The organism is Asaia platycodi JCM 25414 (assembly GCF_000614545.1).
Lineage (GTDB): Bacteria > Pseudomonadota > Alphaproteobacteria > Acetobacterales > Acetobacteraceae > Asaia > Asaia platycodi.
In genome coordinates, this window is record NZ_BAKW01000002.1 from 111,271 (window position 1) to 136,476 (window position 25,206).

The window sequence follows — 25,206 nt, forward strand, 5'->3', positions numbered from 1 at the left end:
GGTCGGTCCCGCGGTGCAGAGGGCTCAATGGCAGGGCAGGCGCGATGCGCTCGTCACAGCAATACGGGGCGCGCATGAGACTTGCGCTCCCCTGATCATGGGCATCGTCAATGCCACCCCTGACTCATTTTCCGACGGGGGGCGGCATGACGCGCCCGATCAGGCTACCGCCCACGCACGCCGTCTTGTGGCCGAAGGCGCGGCCCTGATCGATATCGGGGGGGAATCGACGCGGCCCGGCGCTGACTTCGTTCCAGCCTCCGAGGAAATTGCTCGCACGCGTCCGGTCATTCTCGCTCTGGCTGATCGCCCCGCTTTTCTCTCGATCGATACCTATAAAGCGAGTGTCGCGCGCGAGGCCGTCCGAGCAGGGGCTGTCATGATCAACGATGTCTGGGGAATGCGGCGTGACCCTGCCATGGCCTCGGTCATGGCCGAAACCGGCGCCGTGGCCGTGCTGATGCATAATCGCGAGACGGTTGATCCGGGCCTCGATCTGCATGATGAATTCCGGCGCTGTTTCGATGCGATCATGGCTCAGGCCGAGCGCGCAGGTATCCGGCGCGAGCATATCGTGCTCGATCCCGGCGTGGGCTTCGGCAAGACAGACCCGCAAAATTTAGAAAGCATCAGGCTGATCAGCGCTTTGCGGGCAGAATATGGCGTGCCAGTGCTGCTCGGGTTGTCGCGCAAATCGCTGTTTGGACGTCTGCTCAATAGGGCAGTGGATGAGCGTCTGGCCGGAACGCTGGCTGCCAATCTCTGCGGCATGTCACAGGGGGCCTCCATTTTGCGCGTTCATGACGTGGCGCCCCATGTCGATGCTGTGCGGATCGCCACGCTGTTCGGTACGCCAACCCCGAAAAAAGAGAGGCCCATGCCGTCATGACCCAGTCGATTATCCGTCTCGACGGGATTCATGTTTTCGGTCGGCACGGCGTGCTGCCGGAGGAAACGCAGCTCGGGCAGAAATTCCTGATCGATCTGGTGGTCACGGTCGACACTGCACTTGCCACGAGAGACGACGATTATCGTTTTGCGGTCTGTTACGCGGCGCTCTGCGAAAGGGTGGTGGCGCTGGCCGCAGGCGAACCGGTGCGTCTGATCGAGACGCTCGCCGATCGCATCGCGCAGGATCTTCTGGCGCATTTTCCAACAATTGCGCGGCTGACGGTTCGTGTCAGCAAACCCGGCGCACCCATTGCCCATCCTTTCGGCATGGTCAGCGTCGAGACGACGAAGGAGCGCCGCCTGCCGGTCGGGTTCTCGCTCGGCTGCAATATGGGCGATCGCAAAAGCGCTCTGGATCTTGCCGTCACCTGGCTCGGCCTGACGCCGGGGCTCGAAATCGACGCTGTTTCGAGCTTTTACCGAACGGCTCCGTGGGGCGGGGTAGAACAGCCTGATTTCTATAATCTCTGCGTCACCGGGCATACCAGTCTCGATGCGATGGCGCTCTTGCGCGTATGCAAGGAGATCGAGACCCGGCTCGGCCGCGTGCCGTCCGTGCGCTGGGGGCAGAGAGCAATGGATGTCGATCTGCTTTATCTGGGCACGCATGAAATGAATAATGCTGTGCTCACCTTGCCGCATCCCGGCATCGCGCAGCGGGCTTTTGTGCTCGTTCCCCTTGCAGAAATCGCGCCCGAACAGAAAATCAGTGGACTTTCCGTTTCGGACATGTTGGACAGGCTCCCCCGCGAGGCTGATGACGTTGTCCCCTGCGCGAAAGACCCGTCTTGCATTGCCGAGGACCAGAAATGACCAAACCGACTGCCGATCTCGTGGCGCTGGATGCCGCCCGCCACAAGGGGCAGGGTGGAGAGCGCCCCATCGCACCGATCGCTAGACCCGAAGATGCCGAAGCGCGCATCGCCGGTGCAGTGCGTGAGATCCTTCAGGCTCTGGGTGAGGACCCCGACCGTGAAGGATTGTTCGAGACGCCGGGCCGCGTGGCGCGCATGTATCTTGACGTGCTGGGCGGTCTGCATGAAGACCCGCGCGAGCATCTGCACAAGCAGTTTCTGGCCGATCAGCATGAAGGTGCCGTGATCGTCCGCGATATCGGGTTTCATTCGATGTGCGAGCATCATCTGCTGCCGTTTTTCGGCAAGGCGCATGTGGCCTATCTGCCCGAGGGCGGCCGTCTGACCGGGCTGAGCAAGATCGCGCGCACCGTGAACGTGCTGGCGCGTCGTCCGCAGCTTCAGGAACGTCTGACGGATCAGATTGCCGCCTCCATCATCGAGGTGCTTGAACCCAAGGCCGTCATGGTTCTGGTCGAGGCGGAGCATATGTGCATGGCCATGCGCGGCATCCGCAATGTCGGCAGCCGAACGGTGACGACAGTTGTGCGTGGCACCTGGCAGCGTGATGCTGCGTTACGTGCCGAGATCATGTCTTTGCTCAAGGGCTGAGCCTCACGCCGCTGTGGCTTGACGCGCCTGCCCCGATCTCTTTCATGATGGACAGGAAAGAGGGAATATGAAAACGCGTCTGGCCCTTTATGCCCTGATGACATCGGTGGCATTTGCAGTTTCTTCCCCCGCGCCGTCGCGGCGAGTGAGAGTATTCCCGCCCCTGAAAGGAGGACAGTGTCGATCAGGGCTATGCGCCCTCGGGCAATGTCGAGATCATTGGGCGCTTTCACGAAGCACAGCCCTCGGGCATTGCCATTCTCTCCGATCATCGGCTGGTGCTGGGGTTTCCACGCAGTCTGCATGATCATGACGGGCCGAGGCTTGCCTTGTTCGACCACGGCAAACTGACGCCGTTTCCAGATGAGGAGAGCCAGGGGCGTTTCGTATCGCCGCTGGGTATGACGGTCGACGCAAGCGGACAGCTCTGGGTGCTCGATGAAGGCATTCTCGCTGACAAGGGCACGGTGCCGGGCGCAGCAAGACTGATTCATATCGACCCCGCCTCTGCGCGCATTATCGAGGAAATTCCTCTCGCGGCTCCTGCGCTGCGTTCTGACAGTCATCCGAATGATCTGCGTATCGACCTGACCCATGGAGATCGGGGTACGGCCTTTATCACCGATTCCTCCCTGACCGTGCATCCTGCGCTTATCGCGGTCGATATTGCCTCCGGCACGCAGCGTCGTCTTCTGGCCGATACCGAGCCGGTGATGCCGCGGCACGGCTTTCTGGCTGTGCTTGATGGCAAGGCGTCGCGCTATGACCCGGAGCACCCGACCATGGCGCAGGCCGGGGCGAATGGTATCGGGTTGAGTGCCGATCAGCAGACGCTGTTCTGGCAGCCTCTGACCAGCCGTGAACTCTACTCGGCGCCTACCGCCGTGCTGGCCGACCCCAAGGCGAGCGAGACCGAAATCGAGTTCAGCGTGAAGGATGAAGCGAGGCCGGTATGGGCGATGGCATGGCTACCGCGCCCGATGGACGTCTGTTCCTGACCGATATCGAGCGTCATGGCGTTCTGGCCCGTGCGCCCGATGGCCGGATCTCGGTCATTGCCCATGACCCGCGGCTGATTGCGCCGGATGGCTTGGTCTACAGCGATAACACGCTCTACGCCACGATCGGCCAATGGTCGCGCCAGCCAGCCTTTCATGGCGGGGTGAACAAGGAGCAGGGGCCCTGGCTTCTGGTCAAGATCGCCTTGCCTGCAGCGCCAGCACCCTGAAGCTGGTTGAAGGCTTCAGGTATCGGCGTTGAGTGAGAGCGACGCCGCCACCACACGGCTGTCCTGAATCAGGGTCGAAATCAGTGCTTCCAGTGAGCCCGGCCCGTTCGATGAGACCATGAGGCTGACATTGATGGCTGCCTGCTCGTCTTCCTCTTCACTCAGAGACAGCTTGCCGATCGTATAATCGGCCTCTTCCAGCTGTTCCTTGAGCAGGGCGGTCATTTCCTGCACCGATTGGCGACAGGTTACGATGCGCAACGCATAACCGGCCTCCATCGATTTCGCCTGAAGCGGAATGCGGTCTATGGCCCGCACGATGGGGCGAAGCAGCGTGTTGCCTGCGATGATGAAAAAGGTGAGCAGAAACCCTTCGGCCAGCATGTCGCTGCCGACACAGGCACCAACGGCCGCAGAGCACCAGAGCGTTGCGGCTGTGTTCATGCCGCGTACCGTGGCGCCTTCCTTGATGATGGCGCCCGCTCCCAGAAAGCCGATACCTGACACCACATAGGCGATGACGCGCAGCGATTCGACATCGCCGGCGATGCGTTGGGCCAGATCGACGAAGGCCGCCCCGCCGAGGGCAACCAGAGCATTGGTGCGTACCCCCGCCGTGCGTTGTCGGTACTGTCTCTCAGCCCCGATCAGCGTGCCGAAAACAAAGGCGGCGAGCAGGCTGATGCTCGAATCCGTGAAGGAATGGAGGTCGAATGTTTCGATGAACCGCACGGGAGATCCAGTCTGTTGCAAGAGGGCTGGCCCGGCTTGTCTAATCGGTTTTGTTGTTTTCGCCCACCCGGCAGCCTTGACGTTCCGGTCCATGAAACGTCGGTCTGCAACATTAAATCACGTGAATGTGAGCCTTGGCCCGGTCCAGAGTGCCGCCCGACAGAGGGCGCAGCCCTTCGGAAAGCCAGAACGTGGGGAGAAACGACGATGATCGGGAAAGGCTCGGCCGTATCGGCGGCGCTGCTCGTGTGTCTGTCGGTTATGGGTTTGCACGGCGCCCATCAAGCCCATGCCGTGACGACGGCGCAGAGCCAGACGACCCAGCCCCCCTATGAGCCTCGTTCAGGCGGTGTGGCGCGGCGCAAGGCGAATCGGGGGCGTGCCGCTGTGCCAGCTGCGCCTGTGCCGGCTGCGTCCGTGCGGCCGCCCGTGTCCGAAGACTACTGGAGCGGCATCAAAACGCATATGACCATTGAGGGGGGGATTGCCGCCAATCCCTGGACGAAATCGGGCCGAAATTTTGGCCAGTTCTTTCTCGACCGCGCGAACACGGCCACCCTCAATCAGATTCTGGGCTCTGTCTCGCATGATATCGACGACATAGGCGGCGGCTACGGGATCGGCTTTACGGCAGAAGCCATGTACGGCTCCGATTCCCGCTTTGACGTCACGGTCGGTATGGGCGACAGGGCATTGAGCGGCATGTATCAATGGGCGCCGACACAGGCGCATGTCGATCTGCATACGCCCTGGATTTTCAGCCGGGGGATCGATTTTCAGATCGGTCAGTCTTACGGGCTGATGGGGTCGGAAGGCCCGGCCGCGCTGTCACGTCCGTTCTACAGTTATAATTACAGCTCCGATTTTATCGTGCCATTCCAGACGGTAGGCATTATTGCAACGGCGCATGTCGGCGCTCATGTCGATGGTTTAATCGGGATCGATGCAGGCAATTCCACCACTTTTGGGCAGAGCGGCAATAATAACCGGCCCAAAGGCTATCTCGGTGTCTCCTTCAGCCATTTGATGAATGGACGGCTCGACGGGCATCTGATCGGGCGGGCCGGACCGCAGGGTCATGACGGCGATCCCCGTATTTCTCCCGAAGGCTGGATCAGCGCCGGAATAGGCGATCAGGCTGTGCATCGCATGCAATATAATGCTGATCTTCTGCTCACCTATCATCTCAGCAAGGCGCTGGTTTTTACCTTTGCCAGCACCTGGCTGCATGATGAGATTCCGGATGACGAACTTTATGGCAGCACGGCCTATCTTGCCTGGTCGCTCAGTCCTTCGGTGCAGCTCAATCTGCGCGGTGAGGTATTTCGCGACAATACCGGCGTGATGATAGCCGCCTATCCGGGCACAACCGCTTTCGGCAAGCAGCTACGCAATCAACCTTATCCATTCTATGCCGCTCCTCCCACGACCTATGGCGATCTGACGCTTGGCCTGCATTACGAGCCCGAATTCGTAAACCGGCATCTGCCGCTTGGGCGTTTCGTGCTGCGGCCCGAGATCCGGGTCGATCACAGCCTGAACGGCACGAGACCGTTCAATCGCGAAGCGTCGGTGAGCGATCCTATCGTGCGGAATGGAGATTCGACCATGTTCTGGTTTTCCTGCGACATGGTCTGGACATTCTGACTGCCTGACGAAAAGCGGCCTGTTATCCCGGCACGGCAGCGGACCCTGCCAGCAATCCGCCATCGATCGAGAATTCGGAGCCGGTAATATAGGCCGCTTCGTCGGAGGCCAGCATCACGCAAATGGCGGCGACCTCATCGACCGTGCCGAAGCGTTTGAGAGGTGTGTCGCCCACGAAGGCCTTCATGCGTGTCTCGCGGTCTGGCCCGTCGCCGAGCATGGCTTCCCACATGGGCGTAAGAATGGCAGCTGGATGAACCGAGTTGCAGCGTATGGCCCAGCCCTTCTGGGCCGCGTAGAGCGCAACGCTCTTGGTGTGATTGCGTATGGCGGCTTTCGATGATGCATAGGCAGCCGCACCGGGTATGCCAACGAGCCCGGAGCGCGAAGAAATATTGATGATCGCCCCTGTGCCGCGCGCTTGCATGCCACGCAAGGCATAGCGACAGCCCAGAAACGTACCGTCCAGATTGGTGCGATGTACCGCGTGCCAGTCTGCGAGGGTCGCGTGTTCGGGGTCATGAGCTACAAGCCCATTCTCGAACCCGGTAATCCCGGCGTTATTGACGACGATATCAGGGCATGGGCAGAGCGTCGAGAGCCTCGCCCAATCGCTTTCGGAACGCACATCCAGCGAAAAGAAGCGGCAAGAGAGCGCGTCGGCTTCACGCTGGCCGTTTTCTGTGTCGATATCGGTCAGAACCACCGCGCAGCCTTCATTGCGAAAATGACGGGCAATGGCGAGCCCTATGCCCCGCGCAGCACCTGTGACGACAGCAAACTTGTTCGGAAGACGCGGCATGAAATTTCCAGGAAAAGTTTTGGCAGGCGGGTGAAATGATAAGGATCAACGTGCTTCTCGACGATGCATTTTTCTGCGAGGGGCAGGCGACAATATGAGGATGGAATGATCGGGCCAGAGCATTTTCTACCTGTGCACTTCAAGGAGTGTCACGCGCGTCTCATTCAGGCCGAGCCACAATTCTGTCTGGATGCAGCCGCCATGTTCAGGGCCGAGGATGATCCTCTAATTCAGTTCTGCCTCGGGCTGCGTGACTTGCCCGGCCGCTTGAGGCGCGGTCAGGAAGCACATCGCTTTTCGATGAACAGTTTTACCTCTCTCGGTCGTGAAGGAGAGAGGCGACTCTGGTTGGGCCTTATGGGGTCGTTCTGGCGATGGGATTATGGGCTGCTACCGCATGAAACAACGAAGGCTGAGTTCTGGAAGCAGGATGCAAATGCCTGCCGTCTTTTGCTTGTTTTCGAGACCGAAAGAATCGCCTCACATAAAACCAGACTTGTCACGCGCACTCTCGTGTCATGCCCGCAGCCGGAACTGCGACGTAAAATGACACCATACTGGTATGGGATACGGCCTGTAAGTGGGCTGATCCGACGTCGTATGCTTTCGGCGATCGAGAAAAAGGCGGTCGCGCTCCAAAACAGATCATTCACCTTCTGAGGCGTTCTTTCAGTCTTGGTGGAAAGCCTGTCGGAGAATGATCAGGGGAAAAGCTGCTCCTGACGGTTCAGATCTTTGCCTGAGCGTAAAGCGGCGCCGCGTCGCACATGCCTGGCCTGGGTCAGTCTGAAAAGCTCATCCGGCGGGGCGAGAGCAAGCTGTCGTTGCAGGATGTGCGCGGTCACATAGGCATCGGGGCCGGCCCTGTGAGCGGGGGCGGCAAGCCTGCGGTCGAGGTCGAGTTTGAGCCAGTAGCGAAGAATCTGGTTTGTGTGGCGTGGTGCATCCGGCCAAAGTTTCTGACCGATGCGCAAAGTGCACAGCCAGGGCAGCCCGCCGGTGATGGCATCGGTCAGAAAGTGACGCTCGAACGCGATGTGATGCGCGGCCAGCATGTCGGGGCGAGGTACGCGCTGAACGAGCGCACCAAGGGCGTCGGGTGTCGCATGGGGCAGATCGGCGGCAAAATCCCCTTCCATAAGGTGATGAACTGCCTGGGTTTCGGGCGTGAGCGGGGCAGAAGGCCGAAAAAGCTGGGTTCGAGGGGGTTCGATCTGCCAGTCGCCGTCGATCAGGACCATATCGACCGAACCGAACTCGATGACTTCAGAAGAGAGAGGATGATTTCCCGACGTTTCGAGATCAATAACACGCAGACGCATCGAGTCGAGGGGATCCTGTTCTTGAGCACAAGGGGAGTCTTGCTTTGCCCGTTTCTTGAATGACAGAGGTTTTTACAAGAAGAGAGCCCCGTTCAGGAAAATATCGAGCGAACTTTTTGAGAAATGCAACGTTCTTTTAGAAAGGAACGCTGCAGCCGTCACGCGCCGCATTTTTTCATAACGATGCCAGATTGACGCCATGTTCCTTTGATGTCCTGCAATAAAGGAGAAGGCCATGAGCAAGAATTCGACTTCCCCCCAGAACGATGTTCCCGCTCCCGAGGCCGAGGTCAAGGCGGCCCCGCAGACCCCGAGAGATATCAAGACAGATGATCATGGTGCTTTTCGTGTCCATGTCCAGCTGCTCGGGCAGGAATGGTCTCAAACGCACTGATGGCAATGCCTCTCGGCAAGATATGCTTCAATGCCGCAAGCTCGGGTCAGGGCGATAAGGTCACGTCGGAAATCGTCGGGTCGGCACGATGCCACCAATACGCGATGGGTTCGCCATCCATGACCGGCAGATAGGCATCGGGTGATCCTGTCAGCCTGACCGTATTGGTTGGCGTTTCTTCCAGCGTGAGGCTGGTGCAGCAGAGCATATTGCCGTCAGCACGCAGGAAAGCTTCCAGCTTGGCGTAAAGCAAAGCGGCCATCAATTCGGTGGTTGGGTCGCCGGGTGTGACGACAAGCCTGTCCGCACGCGCAGGCTCATTTTCAAGAAACCATCCGAGCAGCGGGTCAGAAGACGAGATCTGAAAAGCGTGGTCGAGGCGTGTATCGATAAAATCGTGCCAGCGGGCTTTTGCATCGGCGAAAGGCACGACCATATTGCGTGTGCCATCCAGCCGGGACGCCTCGCGCGCCTGAAGCGTGACAGTGACGAACTCGTTATGCCCGTGGGGTATGGCACAGCGTTCGGAGCTGCCCGTGATCAGGCGATGCCCCATGCTGAAACGACGGGTAAAGCTCAGTTCAAGCGCCGACATAGCTCGACCATCCCTTCTCACGCAATTCGCAGGCAGGCAGGTGCCGCAACCATACCCCCAGTCGTGCCGGTGCGTGCGGTCGCCAAGATAGCAGCTATGGCTGTCTCGATTGATCGCTGTAACCATTTTCCTACCGCCCAGTGTCTCTGCCAGACGCCAGGTCGCGGCCTTGTCCAGCCACATCAGCGGCGTGTGCAGCACGAAGCGCGTTTCCATGCCGAGATTGAGGGCCACCTGCAATGCCTTGATGGTGTCGTCGCGGCAATCGGGATAGCCGGAATAGTCGGTTTCGCAGACGCCGGTCACGATATGGCGGGCATTGCGCCTGACACCCAGAGTAGCGGCAAAGCTCAGAAAGAGCAGGTTGCGACCCGGCACGAAAGTCGAGGGCAGGCCGTTTTCGTTCATCTCGATAGCGGCTTCACGCGTGAGCGCGGTCTCGGAAATCTGCCCGAGAACGGAGAGATCGAGCGTATGGTCCTCGCCCAGCCTGTCGCGCCATTCCGGCTTGGCGTCGATCATGGTCGTGCGTAGCGTGTCACGGCATTCCAGCTCCACCGCGTGACGTTGACCATAGGCAAAGCCAAGCGTCTCGACGTGTGCAAAGCGGTCGAGAGCCCAGGCCAGACAGGTGGCCGAGTCCTGGCCACCGGAGAACAGAACGATCGCCTTATCGTCAGAGAGCATCAGGGAATCCCGATCAGCTTGTGGGTTTGAAGCGACAGGCGCCAGCGCGGGTTTTTCAGGCAATAGGCGACGGCTTTTTGCGTGTTCTCGACACGCTCGGGGCCATCCATGGGTTGCAGCCAGAAATGAGCGAAATCCCAGCCCTCGAAGAGGTCGGGCGGCAGGGTTTCCTGCGGAAAGACCAGCTTTAGTTCCTGCCCGGAGCGCTGGACCAGGGTGCTTGACGGTTTGGGGCTGATGCAGACCCAGTCGATGCCCTCAGGCGCCTCGATCGTGCCGTTGCTCTCGATGGCGATCTCGAACCCTGCCTTGTGCACTGCTGCAACGAGCGCCGCATCGATCTGCAACAGAGGTTCGCCCCCCGTGAAAACGACATAGCGTCGCCCTGACTCGGTCGAGGCGGCCTCCCAGCAGGTGACGAGTGCCTGCGCAAGATCTTCTGCGGTAGCGAAACGCCCGCCGCCCTCGCCATTCGTACCGACGAAATCGGTGTCGCAGAACTGGCAGGCGGCCTTGTGACGATCTTCCTCACGGCCCGACCAGAGATTGCATCCGGCAAAGCGACAGAACACGGAGGCGCGCCCGGTATGGGCGCCTTCTCCCTGAAGTGTCGCGAAGAGTTCCTTTACGGCGTATGGCATGCCTCGCATGTCGGCGAGCCGGGCGCTTGATGCAAGTGAAAAATGGGTCTTTTTCGCCGCAGGCGTTATTTGGCGCCTGTTTCCGATGTTGCGGATGATGGCGGTGCTTGATTTTCGTCGCGCGGTATCTCGGAAATATGCTGCACGTACATCGTGTTCTCGGTCGTGATCCAGACACGGTGATGACGCAGGAAATCGGCGCCGAACAGGGCATAATCGAGCGTGTCATTATCCATGATGATCACTTCAGGATTATGGATCGTAAAATCGCCGAGCGTCAGTGTCCTGAAACGGTGATGATAGGCCGTAACCTTGTCGTCGCCCACGGCCTGCACATCGGTCGTGGAGCGATCATTTTTCAGCATGGCATCGGTGACGCCAAGCTTGCGGGCCATGCGCAGCGGTATAACGGTGCGCGAGGCACCTGTGTCGAAAACAGCGCGTATGGGTTCGCCCCCGTCGAGCGCGAAATGCAGATGCAGCTTCATGTCGTCGAGATCGCGATCGATCCGCACGGTATGCATCGTGCCTTTCCAGAGAGGCATCGGGTAAGGGCATCGCTTCATATCGAGCAACTGCATCTGATGATGCGGCATATCGATCACAAGGTCCGTTGCCAGCAGGATCTCGGCGCCTATCATGCCTACAAGCGGCGGCAGGAGGGGGCCTGGTGGGATGGAAAGGCTGGGAGGTCATGACGAAGGCATGGTTTGTGTTGGTGGCGCCGCCCAGTCCGATATCATCTACCTGCACGATACGCTGGAACTCGGTGCCTTTGACGCCGATAGCCCGGACCATGCCTCCCGAATAGCTCAGTTCGAGCATCCCGGCATATTCCTCGCCCAATACACTGTTATAGGCCCCGGTATCGACCTCGAACAGTACAGGATGCTTGTTGATCGTGGCGCGTACGACCGGCACATTATGAGACGAGTAGAGGGGCAGGCGTCCCAGCGTGCCAATGGTGCAGGAACCGTCTTTCACGGGCGCATCGCAGCCAGCCAGCAGATTCATGCCAAGTAGAAGAATTAAGCATGAGAGTAGTCGCGTTGCTGGCCCTGACGCGGCTTTCTTCATGGGCATGCGACGGCTCTTTCCATGCTTTTTCTGCTTCGTTCTTCTGAATTGCAACGATGATGTAACAGTCGTGCCGCGCTCGCAAGGGCGTTCTATCCGTATTGGGGGTTTTGCAGGTGAGACATGCCGGGTCTCGTCTCTGTACCTGCATCTTGCTTCGGCCGGATGATGCCGATACCTGCCGTCTTTAATGGCCTCAACGACAGGGAGGCGAGGAGAGAAATCCATGCGTGCCAGGTTCAGACAAATCGCTCTCATCGGCGGGCTTCTTACGGTCATGCTTTTGCCTGCCGGACCGGCTCAGGCCAGGGGCTTCGAAGTGACGGTGCTCGGTGCGCATGGCGGGCTCGAAGACGGCAATCTGAGTGCGTATCTTGTGCGCGAGCAGGGTGCAGATGTTGGCGTGCTGCTGGATGCCGGTACAGTGATGAATGGCCTCGAAAAAGCCGACGCGGCCCATGATTTCGATCATCTCGCCCTGCCACATGATACGAAAATCTCGCGCATCGGCCTGCTGCTCCATCATGTCATTCAGGGCTATCTGCTCAGCCATGCCCATCTCGATCATGTGGCGGGGCTGCTGGCTGTGTCGCCTGACGATACGGGTAAGCCCATCTATGCCCTGCCGTCGGTCTTGTCGGTGATGCAGGACGATCTGTTCAACCATCGCGTCTGGCCCAATCTGGCCGATCGCGGGGCAAAACCTGCCCTGGGCCTGTTTCATTACCACGATCTGCTCCCTGACCAGACCGTTCCTCTCTCAGGGACAGGGCTGAGCGTCACCGCTTTTCCGCTCAGCCATGGCGGCGTGGAATCGACGGCTTTCCTGTTGCGCTCAGGGTCCGATGCGCTGCTTTATCTCGGCGATACGGGGCCAGACCTTCTGGAAAAAGGAGACAGGCTGGCCGCGCTCTGGAAAGTCGTGGCCCCTATGATCCGCGCTCATGAACTCCGGGGTCTTGTCATCGAGTGCTCTTATGACAATAGCAGGCGCGATTCACAGCTCTACGGTCATCTGACTCCGGCCTGGCTATTGCGCGAGCTTGCGGCATTGAAGGCTGAGGCCGGTGTGCCCATGAAGGGTTTTCCGGTGCTCGTTGCCCATATCAAGCCCGTGCTCACTGGCGGCGCTTCAGCGGAATCTCTGATCGAAACCCAGCTTCAGGCAGGGAATACAGAGGGTTTTCGCTTCATCATTGCCCGGCAGGGCCTTTCTTTGTCGTTCTAGGCGCGTGCCCCGCCACGCTCACCCATGGTGATCGCCCTATTCGTCAGACGAGTTGAACAGATCTGATTTGTAGATCCGGCGCACAAGAAGACCGGCCAGAAGCGGGCCGATCGCATAGCTGCAAAAACAAAACAAATCATGAAGTAATCGGCACTTGTCATTTCTGCGGGAGAGCCTCGATCTTTGCCCTGCGATCATAGACCAGGCTGGGGCAGCGATCCATCTGCCCTACCACCGACGATAATTTTCGGGCCACGAAGAAGGGGTTGAAGGTGCTGACCCTTGGAGTGGCGCGTCCGAAAGGCTAGAGCTTCTGCTCTGGGTCAAGCAAAGAGCGAGAAGCATGAACACGACGCAGCCAAGGGCAGGCGACAGGGAAAAGGTGCTCGATCTGTATCCTTTGTCAGGATGGGCGCGTTACCGGGCGGCATTCGTCGATCTGCGTCAGGGACTGAGCCTTTTGCCTCTCGCCATGACGCTGGGCTGGCTCGATATCAAGATGCGCTATCGCGGATCGATTCTCGGCCCATTCTGGCTGACGATCAGCACGGCGGTCATGGTGGCGGCCCTTGGGTTCTTGTACGCAGAGCTGTTCGGTATTGCTCTTGGCAACTATCTTCCATTTCTTGCCCTGTCTCTGGTTCTTTGGGGCTACATCTCAACCCTGATCACCGAGAGCACGACTGTCTTTTCGCAGGCCTCAAGCCTCATACAATCTGCCCGGACACCGTTCAGCGTCTTCGCCCTGCAGGTCATCGTACGCAATTTTCTCGTTCTGGCGCATAACGCAGCTGTCGTGCTGGTCGTGTTTCTGATCTTTCATGTCGTGCCTCACAAGATCTGGCTGGTGGTGCCTGCTCTGGTGCTCTGGAGTGTGGACAGCTTCGCCATCATGCTTTGCCTGGGGCTTCTGGGCGCGCGGTTTCGCGATATTCCGCCGATCATCGTCTCGCTGCTTCAGGTCTTTTTCTTCATCACGCCGGTTATCTGGCGACCCGAGCTGGTCGGGCCCCTTGCGGACTGGTTGCTGCTAGACCCGTTCCATCCGCTGCTTGCCATTGTTCGCGCACCGCTTATCGGTGAAAGCCTGTCTCCGCTCATCTGGGAGGCTGCCTTGGCCCATAGCGCCATTCTGATTGTAGCGGCTGCGCTTTTCTTTGCCCGTTTCCGCGCCCGTATCGCTTACTGGGTTTGATCATGACCAGAGTTCTCGTTGACCGTCTGTGCCTGCAATTTCCGGTTTATCATTCTGAAAACCGTACCTTGAAGCGTTCCATGGCCCAGGCCGTCGCCAACCATACGCGCCAGGGGGCGGGTAGCGCTCTGGTGGAGGATGCGCGGCATCGAGTGACGGTCGATGTGCTGAGAGAGATCAGTTTCACGCTGGGCAAAGGGGAGCGCCTCGGCCTTATCGGCGGCAACGGGGCAGGCAAAACCACGCTCCTGCGCGCTTTGGCGGGTATTTATGAGCCCGTATCGGGGCGCGTGCGCATAACGGGGTCTATCGGTACCCTGCTCGATACGCAGCTCGGCATGAATATGGAGCTTACGGGCCTCGAAAACGTGCGCCTGCGCTGCCTCTCTCATGGGCTTGGTCGGGTGGCGACAGCGCGATTCTGCAAAACGTCGTGGAATTTGCCGAACTGGGCGATTTTCTGTCATTGCCGGTCAAGACTTATAGCAGCGGCATGCTGGTGCGCCTCGCTTTCGGGTTGGCCACAGCCATAACGCCTGATGTGCTGCTGATGGATGAGTGGTTCATGGCAGGTGACATCACCTTCATGGAAAAAGCGCAAAAGCGTATTGAGACCCTTGTTCAGGATGCGGACACGCTCGTCATGTCGTCCCACCAACCCGAGATCATCCGTCGCTGGTGCACACGTCTGCTCTGGCTGGAAAATGGCCAGATCCGTATGGACGGCCCGGCAGATGCGGTTCTGGACACTTATCTGGCGGCTTGAGGCGCACGCAGACAGCTATGACGGGGGAGGTGTCCGCTTTCTGCTTCGGCAGAAGGCAGGCACACGAAAACGACTTTCGAAGACGAAAGCACGCTGAATATCTGGATCAATTTTTGAGAGAGAATGGCGCGAGTGACGGGGCTCGAACCCGCGACCTCCGGCGTGACAGGCCGGCGCTCTAACCAACTGAGCTACACCCGCATGAAGCTTTTCAGCTTCAGCAACCGCTTCGGAGGAGGCCGTAACGTCCTCGTCTTCGGTGAAGCGGGAACTACCAGTCCCGATTTCTTTTGGCAACAGGGGGCAGCAGTTTTTTTTCATTTTTCTTGCCGGTCTCATCCCCGGACTGGAGCGAAAGCCGACCGGAAAAGGCCTTATGGTCAGGGTGCGAAGCAGATAACCCTGATCGACCAGAGCCGAGATGAGCCCCGCCGCCCGCTTCCACTCAGGACCTTTCGGGCCGCCCGGGCGGCGAGCGGGGCCAGAATAAGAAGCAGAAGAGGGGTGAGGCATTTCATGCACGCATCCTGTCTGGTGAAGCAGAGCAATGCAGGCATGAAACCCGGGACGGAAATTGGGTAATGACATTCCCGCCGTCATCAAAGCTTAACCGACGCGCCGCCTGAACCGTGGCCGCGGCTCAGGGTTCGAGGGCGTTGCTGCGGCAGGAGACAGGGGCATTGACCGGGTTGCAGCGCGCAACCAGTCCGGAGCCGAAGCTTACGGCATAATCATGCCAAGGCGCCGGTTCGAAACCGGGATAATCCGTGCTGATCAGATGCGCGCCGGAAGAGAAGGCGACATCGCGGCGCTTGAGATCGTTCTGCCGCGCCTCGATCGTATTGGCATCGGCGCGGGTACGCACGAGATAGCCCTGTTTCACAAGATCGGGAATGATACGGGCAGCGGCAGTGTTATCGACAGCCTCGCTGCCATTGCCCTTGGCACCGATAAAGCCTCATTGATTTCCGTGAACGCGCAATCCGGGTCGCCGGGCTTCGCATTTGTGAAGACGATACGGTCGCGCAGGGCAGGGTGGCCTTGCGTGTAGCGTGCGGTGTCATGAGGGCGGTCGAACAGGAAGACGATCTTGCCGCGCGTCTGGGACAGGCTGGGCCAGCCATGCAGATGCACGGCCTTGTCGAGTGTCTCGGCAGAGCCGCGCACCTGATCGGGGGTGACGATCCCGTTGCGTCCGAAAACCGAGACCAGCTCGGCATCGAGTCTGTCATAGGTGGCAGGGGTGAAGACTTCGGGCGGGGTGAAATCGAGCTTGCCGCCGCCGAAGGGAATATCCTGCTTGGTCTCGAGGTCGATGAAGACTGGCACATGGTTCGGATGCCCATCCGACCAAGCTTTGATTTCAGCCAGACAGACGCGGAGAGGCTGGCAGTTCGACCGCTGGTCGATATCGACGATATGCATGACCTTGAAATCGGTACCCTGCATCGCCTGCGGGGGCGTCGGATCCGGTCGGGGGTGAGCCCGGCCTTGCGCTCCCATTCCGGGCCCTTGGGATGAGCGTAGCGACCGCCCTCGCTATCGGCATAGATGTCGATCTCGAGCTGGCGCACGCCATGATCGAGCTGCGCGCTCAACGTGTCATGACGATAATCGAGGGCGATGGCCGCCTGAGGGGAGAGCTTCGTCAGCCATTTCAGCGTGGCAGGCGAGATGTCGCGCCGATAGCTGTTATGTGTGCCGATGACCTGTATCTGATTGAGCTGGACCGTGTCGTCCATCGTTGCGGCATGGGCGGAGCCCAGCAACGTGGCAAGAAGGGTCAGGGGCAAGGCAGAACGAAAGCGCATCGACAGATCCTGAAAGCGGGATGTGAGGCGTCGATAAGGGCATGACCTTCGGGCGCTGAACAGCGCCAAGACGTACGTCACGAAATCTTTATGGGGGCTATAAAAAACTTCCATAAATAATTCATGGAAAAGAATGATTTATCGCGAATAAAACCACAGCGATTTAGCAACAAAAATTCCTGTCTGTCGCATCATGTCCAGCGTTGCTGGAAACCCTATGCAGGTTCGGATTTATTCCATGCCCGCATGTGTGGTAGCTCAATTCATGCAGGCGGTATTTACGCTAGGAGTTCCTTGCGAACCCAATCGATCACGGTTCTGCGCTGCAATCCCTGCTCGGTCAGGGCATCAATGGCCCAGAGAGAAAGATGCGGCAGATTGGCAAAGCCGATTTCCTTACCATTGACACGACAGGTTCCGATGCGGGCCTTCCATCTTGCATGATGCGCCTTTCGTTCATCCAGTATCCTGACGTCGAAAGCTTCCTTGAAAAAGCCGCAACAGCCGTGGGTCAGTATGAGTCGGGGCTGAATGGCCTGAATGAAGCGTTCATGAGTGGGCTTGCAGAGGCTGATGGCATGTCTGAAGTCATTGTGCGCGCGGATATTTCTGGATCGCGTAAATACCAGATTGGTAGCGGGGACTGACCTCGTATCGAGACCCAGCGTTGCGAAGATGTCTCTGACCCTGCGCTGTAAAGGCGCCATGCCACGTTTGTATTGCCCGGGCCGGTCCCCCCATATGTCGTCGCAAAAGGCATTTCTGCCACTGCGTATTTCAGCGAGCGAGTGACGCAAGGTTTCATCCGCATTGTTCTGCGGGCTGCCACCGGGATTAAGCCCCAGAAAATAGATCGGGCCGGGAGCAAGTGTCCTGACCGATGAATAGAGCAACGAGCCGGAATGGTCGAGGAACGGCCTTCCATCCTCCAGTACATGCCCGGCGAGAGAAGTTTCCGCTTCATTCAAGACGTCCAGGGGAGAAGTCACAGGCACACCCTTTCATCCATCGACCATGTCGTGGCACGCTGGCCGTGTCGAGAGCGGGATGGAACGATCCGCCCCGTCTCGCGCGAGATCTTGGAAAATGGGGGCCTCATCGGGTGATCGACGTTCAGTTTGACGATCTTTCGGGTGACGAAACTCTGGCTCTGCTGGCACTCCATCTGGTGGGTATGGCTGAAAATTCACCCATAGCCAGTCGTTTTGCGCTCGATCTCTCGGGGTTGCAGAGGCCTGAAGTCACGGTCTGGTCGGCGCAGATCGGCGGGCGTATTGCGGCGATTGGTGCACTCAAAACGCTGGATGCGGGTGTAGGCGAGGTGAAGTCCATGCGCACGCACCCCGATTTTTTGCGGCAAGGTGCTGCGGCCGCGATTCTTGCGGTCATGATCGCAACAGCGCGGGAGCGCGGCTTGAAACGACTCAGCTTGGAAACTGGCACCGCACCGGCCTTCAACTCAGCCATCGCACTTTATCGAAAGCAGGGCTTTATCAGTGGGCCGCCTTTCAGCACCTATCAGGCGAGCGCGTTCAACCAGTTTTTCCACCTCGATCTCTGAAAAACGGGTTCAAAGGGGGCTTGCGCCCCCCTTGCAGGTCTCAGGGCAGTGCCCTGAGAGGAATCACCAGCAGCAGAAACCGCCATCGACCAGCAGATCGACGCCCGTGCAGAAAGACGCCGCGCGGGAAGAAAGGAAAATGGCCGGTCCCACCATTTCGCGCGGTAGGGCGATCCGGTTCATGGGTGTGTCGTTTTCGAATACTTTCACGCGCTCTGCCCATTCGGGGCGTGTATTCATGGGGGTGGCGGTATAGCCGGGGCTGATGGTGTTGACCCGCACGCCGCGGGTTGCCCATTCCATGGCCAGACTCTTACTGAGATGGATCACTGCGGCTTTCGAAGCATTGTAATGTGCCTGCATGAGTCCACGATTGACGATCACCCCAGACATCGAGGCAATATTGACGATCGAGCCGCGGCCATTGGCGAGCATGGCGCGGCCTTCCGCCTGAGACGACAGAAAGACGCCAGTGGTATTGATGTCGAGCACGCGCTGCCACTGATCACGACCCATTTCTTCTGCCGGCGCCGCATTCGCGATGCCTGCGGCGTTGACGGCGACAGAGAGCTGGCCAAGCTGGGTCTGGGTGGAAGCAATCGCATCGGCGAGGCTTGCTTCATCCGTGGCGTCGCCTGTGCAGACAAGGGCAGAGCGTCCAAAACCGCGAATGCGATCGGCGGTCTCATCCAGCCCTTTATGCGAGCCGGGCAGGTCGAAGCAGGCTACCGAGCGCCTGCTTCGGCAAGGCCTATGGCAATCTGCTGGCCGATGCCACTGCCTGCGCCAGTTACGAAAGCGACGTCGCCGGAAAGATCAAAAAGGTCCATCAAATATATCCCGTATTCCAGTGTCACGAAGAGGGGCAGCGCCTGAGACGCCGCCCGAAAAAGAAGAAATCAGATAGGCTTGCGGCTTTTGATGCGGATCAGAACCGCTTCGGCGCGGGTGACGACATTCTCGATTGTGAAGCCGAAATGGCGGAAAAGATCCGGCGCAGGACCGGACTCACCAAAACCGGTCATGCCCACCACATCGCCATCGAGCCCGACATAGCGTGCCCAGTAGAGCGTGCTGGCGGCTTCTATGGCGACGCGCGCTCTCACGGCATCGGGGAGCACGCTCTCGCGATAGGACGCGTCCTGTGCGTCGAAAGTCTCGGGCGAGGGGAGGGAAACCACACGCACGGCCAGGCCCCTCGCGCGCAAGGCCTCGGCGGAATCGATTGCCAGTGTCATTTCAGACCCTGTGGCGATCAAAATCAGATCGGGTGTGCCGGTGCTGTCTGACAGCACATAGCCACCGCGCCACGCATCACGCAGTTGCGCCTCGTTGCGCTCATGCTGTTTCAGAGGCAGGCGAGACAGGGAAAAGGCAGTCGGCCCGTCGAGACGCTCTAGCGCACTCACCCAGGCGATGGCGGCCTCGACCTGATCGCAGGGGCGCCAGGTGATCATGTTCGGTGTCTGGCGCAGGCTGGCGAGTTGTTCCACGGGCTGATGCGTCGGCCCGTCTTCGCCGAGACCGATGGAGTCATGCGTATAAACCAGGATCTGACGCTGCTTCATCAGTGCGGCCATACGCACGGCATTGCGCGCATATTCCATGAACATCAGGAAGGTGGCGGTATAGGGAATAAGCCCGCCATGCAACGCGATACCATTGGCCATGGCGACCATGCCGAATTCGCGCACGCCGTAATCGACGTAATTTCCCGCCGGATCGAAACAGACAGAAGATGAACCCGACCAGCGTGTCAGGCAGCTCGGGGTGATGTCAGCACAGCCGCCGAACATCTCAGGCAGATGCGGGGCAAATGCCTCGATGGCGTTCTGCGAGGCCTTGCGTGACGGAATGTCTTTCGGTGCGTCCTGAAGACTGCGAACGAAATCGCGCGACAGGCTCTGCCAGTTTGCGGGAAAGCCCTTGTTCTGGCGTCGCATGAATTCGGCCGCGAGTTCGGGATGTGCGTCCCTGTATCGGGCGAAAAGCGCGTTCCATGCCGATTCTGCCTCATGCCCGGCGGGGCGGTGGTCCCAGTCGCGATAGATCGCTTCAGGAATCTCGAAAGCCGGATGCGTCCAGTCCAGCCGCGCGCGTATTTTCGCGATCTCATCGGCAGGCAGAACACCGCCATGCACCTTGTGAGTGCCGGCATAGCCTTCCGAGCAGCCCTGACCGATGGTGGTGCGGCATATGATCAGGCTCGGGCGCGTGGTTTCGGCGCGTGCCTCGGTGAGCGCAGCCAGAACGGCCCCGGGGTCATGACCGTCGATTTCGCCGATGACCTGCCAGTCATAAGCCTCGAAGCGCTTGCGCGTGTCGTCGGTATAGACACCGTCGATCGGCCCGTCATTGGTGACCATGTTGCGATCATAGATCGTGATCAGCTTGCCCAGACCCAGCGTGCCCGCGAGGGCGCAGGCCTCGTGCGAGATGCCTTCCATCAGGCAGCCCTCGCCGACATAAGCGTAGGTGTGATGATCGACGATCGGCAGACCGGGCCGGTTGAACTGCGCGGCGAGCGTTTTTTCGGCAAGCGCCATGCCGACTGCATTGGCGATGCCCTGACCGAGCGGGCCGGTCGTGGTCTCGATGCCCGGTGCATAGCCGAATTCAGGGTGGCCCGGCGTTCTGGAGTGGAGCTGACGGAACTGTTTGATATCGTCGATGCTCAAGGCGAAGCCCGAGAGATGCAGCAGGGCATAGAGCAGCATCGATCCGTGGCCGTTGGAATAGACGAAGCGGTCGCGATTGCTCCAGTCCGGATTGTCCGGATTGTAGCGCATCACGTCGCGCCAAAGCACTTCGGAGATATCGGCCATGCCCATGGGCGTGCCGGGATGTCCCGATTGCGCCTTGAAGATGGCATCGATTGCGAGAATGCGAATGGCATTCGCGCGCTGGGTACGTGTGGTCATGGGAAGACCCTTATCTGGTCCCGACGGAGACGGGCAGTGGATGTTAGAATTCCGAATGAAATGATATGTATTAAACTCTGTTCATGATAACAATTTGACAGAGAGAAAATCGGCCTCTCGCGAAGTGCGAGAAGGAGAACGATCTCTTCTTTGATTTTCAACTATCCATCAAATATGTCTTTCAAAATATGGATATAAATCATAAAAACGTGATGGCATAGTTTTGTATGTATTGACCAAAATGAATTCGAAGATTCGGGATTTATATTAACCTGATGAAGTTTCATTCAAAATTATGTCAACTGCGGTATTTTATCCGTCATGGATTCACCTATCGTTCTTATATTAACCCATTAAAAAACGTTTATCATACCAAAGCTGTCAGGGTGAATGTCTCATACGAACATATGATCTGGTATCTATAACTCTTTTTTGTGATTTGCCGAGCCCGACCAACCCGCGCAAAGGAGACGGGCCAGGCACGCTGCCCAGCAGTTAGAGGCCTTTTGTAAGACTCAGGAGACACACGATGGCAGGCGGGACATTCGTCGGGGGGGCACGGTCTGCGACCGGCACTCTGCAAGACATCGAACCAAAAACGGCTTTTGAACGCTTCGTTTCATGGGCGGGAATTCCGCCAGTCATGATCTGGGGTTTCGTCGGAACACTGCTCTTCATGATCGGTGACGGTGTGGAGAGCGGCTATCTCTCGCCCTATCTCGTTTCGCTTGGTTTTCAGGAACACGATGTCGCCGGTCTCTTTACAATCTACGGTCTGACCGCCGCCATTTCCGCCTGGGCTTCTGGTGCGCTTTCCGAGATGTGGGGCAGCCGCACAGTGATGCTCATCGGCCTCGCCATCTGGATTGTCTTCCAGATCGGTTTTCTCGGCTTTGCCCTGCCGTCGAAATCCTGGACGCTGATCACGCTGTTCTACGGCCTGCGCGGGTTTGGTTATCCGCTTTTTGCTTTCGGCTTTCTTGTCTGGGTCGTGAGCACGGCTCCCGTACAGAAGCTCGGCTCGGCGGTCGGCTGGTTCTGGTTCTGCTTTACGGCCGGCCTGCCGACGATGGGCACCACCATTGCAGGTATTCTTCTTCCCATTATCGGTGGTTATGCCACGCTATGGGCTGCGCTCAGCTTTGTTATCTTTGGCGGTGGACTGGCTCTGCTGGGCATGCAGCGCGTGCCCCGTGTCGAAGCCAGCGGCAAGGGGGCAATGAAGACATTGTTCATGTCACTCGCCATTGGCTGGCAGCGCCCGAAGGTGGGCATCGGCTGCCTCGTGCGTGCCATCAACACCTCTGCCGAATTTGGCTTCCTGGTGTTCATGCCGCTCTATTTTACCCATACGCTGCACTTCACCATGGGTCAGTGGCTGGCTGTGCTGCAGGCAATCTTCATCAGCAACATCTTCTTCAACCTGTTCCTGGGCATCATCAGCGACAAGCTGAGCTGGCGCTACACGACCATGATCATGGGCGGTATCGGTTCCACCCTGAGCACCATGGCCCTGTATTTCGCTCCTACCTGCTTGGCCCTGATCATCTGATCATCGTCATGGTTGCCGGTGCCTTCTACGGCATGACCCTGGCTGGCTATGTCCCGCTCTCGGCCCTGATGCCTTACCTGGCGCCCGAGAACAAAGCTGCTGCCATGTCGCTGCTGAATCTCGGTGCAGGCGCCAGTGTCTGGATCGGTCCGGCGATCGTCTATATCTTCGAGCCCTCTTTCGGTGTGCTCGGCGTGATGATCGTCTACTCCATCATCTACTTCATCAGCGCCATCCTGACTTATTTCCTGAAGCTCGACCCGGAGGTGGAGGCCCATCTTCATGCTACTCGTGCTTCGGCCAAAGGGCTGGCTCACTAGGCTTCTTTCAGGCGTAACGACATCATCGAAAAAGGCGGGGTCCATACCCCGCCTTTTTTTGATTCTGGCCTCGTGAAGAAGCGTCTCAATATCGACTGTTAAATTACGGATTTGTATAGTGATTTCTTTAACGAAACGGTCTGTGTCGGATGGGGATAGCCGGATGTCTTATCCAAATTATCATTTAAGAGATTGATTTTGCTTGTTAATTGTACAGGACGGCACGCATCTTGTAGTGTGACATTGTTGCACAGCCGTAGCCAAACTATGTAATAAATATGTAACCTGCCTTGCGGGCATTAACGATACCCCGTTACGAAATGGGAATGTTGTGACGATTTTTGTCGCAAAATAACCCACTTTGACGGAATGCCTTATGACGCCGCTCGATCGAGAGACGAATAACGCCGCAGCACTCTGCGGTATGGTTGCCCCGTCAAACCGACGGAAACGAGGACTCGCTACCGGATTGATGGGAGCGACCGCCTGTATCGCCCTGTTGCATTTCGTGAGTGAGGCACAGGCACAAACTGTTTCATCGCCTGAAACATCGACAATTCCCGCCAACGCTGCCAAAGCCCCGGCCAAGTCGACGGTCAAGAGGACAACGACCAGCCGGTCCATGCGTGCGAAAGCGGTTGCGGCTCCCGTGTCGAACACCGCTGCGGCTGCACCTTCAGCAGGTGCTGAAACCATTATGGTGACTGGCTCGCTGTTCCGCGACCCGAACACCACCAGCGCCTCGCCAATCACGCATATTACCATGAAGGATATGCAGCAGCGCGGCATCAAGACCGTGACCGATGCCCTTCAGTTGCTGTCATCCAACGGTGCGGGCAATCTGACCAATGCCTGGTCTGCTGGTGGTGGATTTGCCGCCGGTGCCTCTGCGCCTTCGCTTCGTGGTCTCAGCACGGACTCGACCCTTGTCCTTATGGACGGCCAGCGTCTGTCCTATTATCCGCTGGCCGATGACGGCGAGCGCAATTTCGTCGATACCAACTGGATGCCGCAATCGATCATGCAGAGCGTCGATGTGCTGCAGGATGGCGGTTCGGCCACCTATGGTGCCGATGCCGTTGCCGGCGTGGTCAACATGATCACCCGCAAAGAGATCAAGGGTTTCGAAGGCAACGCCGAGGGCGGTTTGACCCAGCGCGGCGATGCAGGCCATCAGCGTCTCTATGCCACCTGGGGTCATGGCGACCTGCATAAGGACGGCTATAACTTCTATATCAACTCGGAATATCAGCAGGACGACCCTCTCTATTACCGTCAGCTGAATGCGCCTTATAACAATGGCGATCTGACCGGCATTGGCGGCGGCAATGGCAATGCCAATATCGTGTCGGACGGCGCAATCACCAACTTCTCTCCCTCAACTGTCGCTATTGTTCGTCCGGTCACGGCGACGGGTACGAATGCGGGCCCTTGGCAGTTGCTGAATCCGCAAGCCGGATGCGGTGGGCTTGGTGGCGTCTCTCAGGGCGCTGTTTCCGGAACCACGGGCACAAGCCAGGCATGCTCGTGGAATACGCAGAAATATGCCCAGCTTGCGCCCGATCTGCGCCGTGTCAGCGCTACCGCGCATTTCACGGCCAATGTGACGGAGCGCTCTCAGCTGACAGCCATGTTTACTTGGTCGCAGGCACGGTCGATCAGCACGGGCACGCCTGCTTCGACTTATGGCAGTTCGTCCTACAGCCAGGCCAAGCTGGCTACGGCGCAGAACACCTATCTGCCGGTCTATCTGGCTGATGGCTCGCTCAATCCTAACAACCCCTATGCGGCACTTGGCGAGCAGGCTCAGGTCAATTATCGTTTTGGCAATCTGCTGCCCACGACTACCGATACCAGCCAGAATTTCCGTGGCTCGGTGCGCTATAATGGATGGCATCCCTCGCGCTGGGGTTCGGACTGGAATTACGACGTCAATTTCGTCGGTATGAACACGCTGCTGAACCAGACGATCACGGGCGTCCCCACGATTGCCGGCATCCAGAACGCCATCACGAGCGGCAGCTACAACTTCGTAGATCCGTCTGCCAATTCGCAGTCGGTGCTCAATTCCATTGCACCGCGCAACGTCATCAATGCGCGCACCCAGGAATATTCGGGCGAAGCGACCCTCAGCAAGGGTCTGTTCCGCCTGCCGGGTGGTATGGCCAAGCTCGCGATCGGTGGTAATATCCGATACGAGGCGCTGAACGATCCGAACGCCAATCCGCTCGATACTGTCAACCCGGCCAATCAGTACACCGGATCATCAACCCGGTGAACGCTCAGGGCAGCCGCTGGTAGAGTCGGGCT

The 25,206-nt window shown here is 58.5% G+C and carries 27 protein-coding genes, 1 tRNA gene and 3 pseudogenes; 16 read left to right on the forward strand and 15 right to left on the reverse strand.

Annotated features, from left to right (window positions below; translation table 11 throughout):
* Nucleotides 1-13 precede the first annotated feature (13 nt).
* From folP to JCM25414_RS24300, 5 genes are all read left to right on the forward strand, one after another.
* On the forward strand, nt 14-889 hold the full coding sequence (folP, locus tag JCM25414_RS02550; protein ID WP_242403287.1) for a dihydropteroate synthase: 876 nt from the start codon (nt 14-16) through the stop codon (nt 887-889).
* Entirely contained in the window at nt 886-1,764 is an 879-nt protein-coding gene (gene folK / locus JCM25414_RS02555) for a 2-amino-4-hydroxy-6-hydroxymethyldihydropteridine diphosphokinase (RefSeq protein WP_025840627.1), read from the forward strand. The genes folP and folK overlap by 4 nt, the downstream gene beginning before the upstream one ends.
* Nucleotides 1,761-2,417, forward strand: coding sequence for a GTP cyclohydrolase I FolE (folE, locus tag JCM25414_RS02560; RefSeq protein ID WP_081775762.1), 657 nt, complete (start codon nt 1,761-1,763; stop codon nt 2,415-2,417). The genes folK and folE overlap by 4 nt, the downstream gene beginning before the upstream one ends.
* A 278-nt stretch (nt 2,418-2,695) precedes the next feature.
* On the forward strand, nt 2,696-3,415 hold the full coding sequence (locus JCM25414_RS16375) for a major royal jelly family protein (protein ID WP_242403288.1): 720 nt from the start codon (nt 2,696-2,698) through the stop codon (nt 3,413-3,415).
* Nucleotides 3,382-3,645 (forward strand): hypothetical protein, encoded by a 264-nt coding sequence (locus tag JCM25414_RS24300; RefSeq protein ID WP_242403289.1) that lies wholly within the window; start codon nt 3,382-3,384, stop codon nt 3,643-3,645. The genes JCM25414_RS16375 and JCM25414_RS24300 overlap by 34 nt, the downstream gene beginning before the upstream one ends.
* Before the next feature lie 15 nt (nt 3,646-3,660).
* On the opposite strand, the gene JCM25414_RS02570 is transcribed toward JCM25414_RS24300, so the two are convergent.
* The gene (locus JCM25414_RS02570) at nt 3,661-4,377 is read right to left on the reverse strand and encodes an MgtC/SapB family protein (RefSeq protein WP_025840629.1); all 717 of its coding nucleotides are present in this window, start codon (nt 4,375-4,377) and stop codon (nt 3,661-3,663) included.
* A 207-nt stretch (nt 4,378-4,584) separates the two neighbouring features.
* Here JCM25414_RS02570 and JCM25414_RS02575 point away from each other — a divergent pair, with 207 nt between their 5' ends.
* Nucleotides 4,585-6,024, forward strand: a complete 1,440-nt coding sequence (locus JCM25414_RS02575; protein ID WP_025840630.1) for an outer membrane beta-barrel protein — start codon at nt 4,585-4,587, stop codon at nt 6,022-6,024.
* Between the two features lie 22 nt (nt 6,025-6,046).
* Here the strand turns inward: JCM25414_RS02575 and JCM25414_RS02580 are convergent, their stop codons facing one another.
* Entirely contained in the window at nt 6,047-6,826 is a 780-nt protein-coding gene (locus tag JCM25414_RS02580; protein ID WP_025840631.1) for an SDR family NAD(P)-dependent oxidoreductase, read from the reverse strand.
* A gap of 105 nt (nt 6,827-6,931) precedes the next feature.
* Between JCM25414_RS02580 and JCM25414_RS02585 the strand changes: the two genes are divergently transcribed.
* The gene (locus tag JCM25414_RS02585) at nt 6,932-7,486 is read left to right on the forward strand and encodes a hypothetical protein (RefSeq protein WP_025840632.1); all 555 of its coding nucleotides are present in this window, start codon (nt 6,932-6,934) and stop codon (nt 7,484-7,486) included.
* Nucleotides 7,487-7,527: 41 nt separating this feature from the next.
* Here JCM25414_RS02585 and JCM25414_RS02590 read toward each other — a convergent pair whose 3' ends face one another.
* Nucleotides 7,528-8,148 carry a DNA polymerase III subunit epsilon gene (locus tag JCM25414_RS02590; protein ID WP_025840633.1) on the reverse strand — a complete coding sequence of 207 codons (621 nt, stop codon included), beginning with the start codon at nt 8,146-8,148 and terminating at the stop codon, nt 7,528-7,530.
* 235 nt (nt 8,149-8,383) lie between these two features.
* On the opposite strand from JCM25414_RS02590, the gene JCM25414_RS23270 reads away from it, so the two are divergent.
* Nucleotides 8,384-8,542, forward strand: a complete 159-nt coding sequence (locus JCM25414_RS23270; protein ID WP_159101696.1) for a hypothetical protein — start codon at nt 8,384-8,386, stop codon at nt 8,540-8,542.
* Between the two features lie 46 nt (nt 8,543-8,588).
* On the opposite strand, the gene JCM25414_RS02605 is transcribed toward JCM25414_RS23270, so the two are convergent.
* The 5 genes and pseudogenes from JCM25414_RS02605 to JCM25414_RS26360 form a co-directional block, all read right to left on the reverse strand.
* Nucleotides 8,589-9,137, reverse strand: coding sequence for a 6-pyruvoyl trahydropterin synthase family protein (locus JCM25414_RS02605; RefSeq protein ID WP_025840634.1), 549 nt, complete (start codon nt 9,135-9,137; stop codon nt 8,589-8,591).
* Nucleotides 9,124-9,824: pseudogene (queC, locus tag JCM25414_RS16380) on the reverse strand (7-cyano-7-deazaguanine synthase QueC). Before queC ends, JCM25414_RS02605 begins: the two are co-directional and overlap by 14 nt.
* Nucleotides 9,824-10,465, reverse strand: a complete 642-nt coding sequence (gene queE, locus JCM25414_RS02615; RefSeq protein ID WP_025840635.1) for a 7-carboxy-7-deazaguanine synthase — start codon at nt 10,463-10,465, stop codon at nt 9,824-9,826. The pseudogene queC and the gene queE overlap by 1 nt, the downstream one beginning before the upstream one ends.
* Before the next feature lie 65 nt (nt 10,466-10,530).
* The gene (locus JCM25414_RS02620; protein ID WP_025840636.1) at nt 10,531-11,106 is read right to left on the reverse strand and encodes a retropepsin-like aspartic protease family protein; all 576 of its coding nucleotides are present in this window, start codon (nt 11,104-11,106) and stop codon (nt 10,531-10,533) included.
* 106 nt (nt 11,107-11,212) lie between these two features.
* Nucleotides 11,213-11,821 (reverse strand): annotated as a pseudogene (locus tag JCM25414_RS26360) (retropepsin-like aspartic protease); the annotation flags it as partial.
* Here JCM25414_RS26360 and JCM25414_RS02630 point away from each other — a divergent pair.
* The 4 genes from JCM25414_RS02630 to JCM25414_RS24305 all read left to right on the forward strand — a co-directional run bounded on the left by JCM25414_RS02630 (nt 11,769) and on the right by JCM25414_RS24305 (nt 14,731).
* A complete protein-coding gene (locus JCM25414_RS02630) occupies nt 11,769-12,770 on the forward strand; it encodes an MBL fold metallo-hydrolase (protein ID WP_025840638.1) in 1,002 nt (333 codons plus the stop codon). The pseudogene JCM25414_RS26360 and the gene JCM25414_RS02630 sit on opposite strands and share 53 nt — an antisense overlap.
* 343 nt (nt 12,771-13,113) lie before the next feature.
* Nucleotides 13,114-13,965, forward strand: a complete 852-nt coding sequence (locus JCM25414_RS02640; protein WP_025840639.1) for an ABC transporter permease — start codon at nt 13,114-13,116, stop codon at nt 13,963-13,965.
* A 2-nt stretch (nt 13,966-13,967) separates the two neighbouring features.
* Nucleotides 13,968-14,498 (forward strand): ATP-binding cassette domain-containing protein, encoded by a 531-nt coding sequence (locus JCM25414_RS16385; RefSeq protein WP_242403290.1) that lies wholly within the window; start codon nt 13,968-13,970, stop codon nt 14,496-14,498.
* Complete coding sequence (locus JCM25414_RS24305; RefSeq protein WP_242403291.1) at nt 14,459-14,731, forward strand: hypothetical protein; 273 nt, start codon at nt 14,459-14,461, stop codon at nt 14,729-14,731. Before JCM25414_RS16385 ends, JCM25414_RS24305 begins: the two co-directional genes overlap by 40 nt.
* 124 nt (nt 14,732-14,855) lie before the next feature.
* On the opposite strand, the gene JCM25414_RS02650 is transcribed toward JCM25414_RS24305, so the two are convergent.
* The 5 genes and pseudogenes from JCM25414_RS02650 to JCM25414_RS21255 all read right to left on the reverse strand — a co-directional run bounded on the left by JCM25414_RS02650 (nt 14,856) and on the right by JCM25414_RS21255 (nt 17,531).
* A tRNA-Asp gene (locus JCM25414_RS02650) sits at nt 14,856-14,932 on the reverse strand.
* A gap of 439 nt (nt 14,933-15,371) precedes the next feature.
* Nucleotides 15,372-15,614, reverse strand: coding sequence for a Ca2+-dependent phosphoinositide-specific phospholipase C (locus tag JCM25414_RS24310; protein ID WP_242403292.1), 243 nt, complete (start codon nt 15,612-15,614; stop codon nt 15,372-15,374).
* Complete coding sequence (locus JCM25414_RS16395; RefSeq protein ID WP_277910957.1) at nt 15,611-16,180, reverse strand: Ca2+-dependent phosphoinositide-specific phospholipase C; 570 nt, start codon at nt 16,178-16,180, stop codon at nt 15,611-15,613. Before JCM25414_RS16395 ends, JCM25414_RS24310 begins: the two co-directional genes overlap by 4 nt.
* A 95-nt stretch (nt 16,181-16,275) precedes the next feature.
* Nucleotides 16,276-16,656: pseudogene (locus tag JCM25414_RS26365) on the reverse strand (Ca2+-dependent phosphoinositide-specific phospholipase C); the annotation flags it as partial.
* Nucleotides 16,657-16,820: 164 nt separating this feature from the next.
* Nucleotides 16,821-17,531: a uracil-DNA glycosylase family protein gene (locus tag JCM25414_RS21255; RefSeq protein WP_148300918.1), complete on the reverse strand. Its 711-nt coding sequence runs from the start codon at nt 17,529-17,531 to the stop codon at nt 16,821-16,823.
* A 113-nt stretch (nt 17,532-17,644) separates the two neighbouring features.
* On the opposite strand from JCM25414_RS21255, the gene JCM25414_RS02665 reads away from it, so the two are divergent.
* Nucleotides 17,645-18,103 carry a GNAT family N-acetyltransferase gene (locus JCM25414_RS02665; RefSeq protein WP_025840641.1) on the forward strand — a complete coding sequence of 153 codons (459 nt, stop codon included), beginning with the start codon at nt 17,645-17,647 and terminating at the stop codon, nt 18,101-18,103.
* 63 nt (nt 18,104-18,166) lie between these two features.
* On the opposite strand, the gene JCM25414_RS16405 is transcribed toward JCM25414_RS02665, so the two are convergent.
* On the reverse strand, nt 18,167-18,817 hold the full coding sequence (locus JCM25414_RS16405) for an SDR family oxidoreductase (RefSeq protein WP_199897583.1): 651 nt from the start codon (nt 18,815-18,817) through the stop codon (nt 18,167-18,169).
* A 185-nt stretch (nt 18,818-19,002) separates the two neighbouring features.
* Nucleotides 19,003-21,024 (reverse strand): transketolase, encoded by a 2,022-nt coding sequence (gene tkt / locus JCM25414_RS02675; protein ID WP_025840642.1) that lies wholly within the window; start codon nt 21,022-21,024, stop codon nt 19,003-19,005.
* A 643-nt stretch (nt 21,025-21,667) separates the two neighbouring features.
* On the opposite strand from tkt, the gene JCM25414_RS16410 reads away from it, so the two are divergent.
* From JCM25414_RS16410 to JCM25414_RS26370, 3 genes are all read left to right on the forward strand, one after another.
* Complete coding sequence (locus tag JCM25414_RS16410) at nt 21,668-22,576, forward strand: MFS transporter (RefSeq protein WP_242403293.1); 909 nt, start codon at nt 21,668-21,670, stop codon at nt 22,574-22,576.
* 8 nt (nt 22,577-22,584) lie between these two features.
* Nucleotides 22,585-22,896 carry an MFS transporter gene (locus JCM25414_RS24315; RefSeq protein WP_242403294.1) on the forward strand — a complete coding sequence of 104 codons (312 nt, stop codon included), beginning with the start codon at nt 22,585-22,587 and terminating at the stop codon, nt 22,894-22,896.
* Between the two features lie 376 nt (nt 22,897-23,272).
* Complete coding sequence (locus tag JCM25414_RS26370; protein WP_369345976.1) at nt 23,273-25,174, forward strand: TonB-dependent receptor plug domain-containing protein; 1,902 nt, start codon at nt 23,273-23,275, stop codon at nt 25,172-25,174.
* Nucleotides 25,175-25,206: the final 32 nt, after the last annotated feature.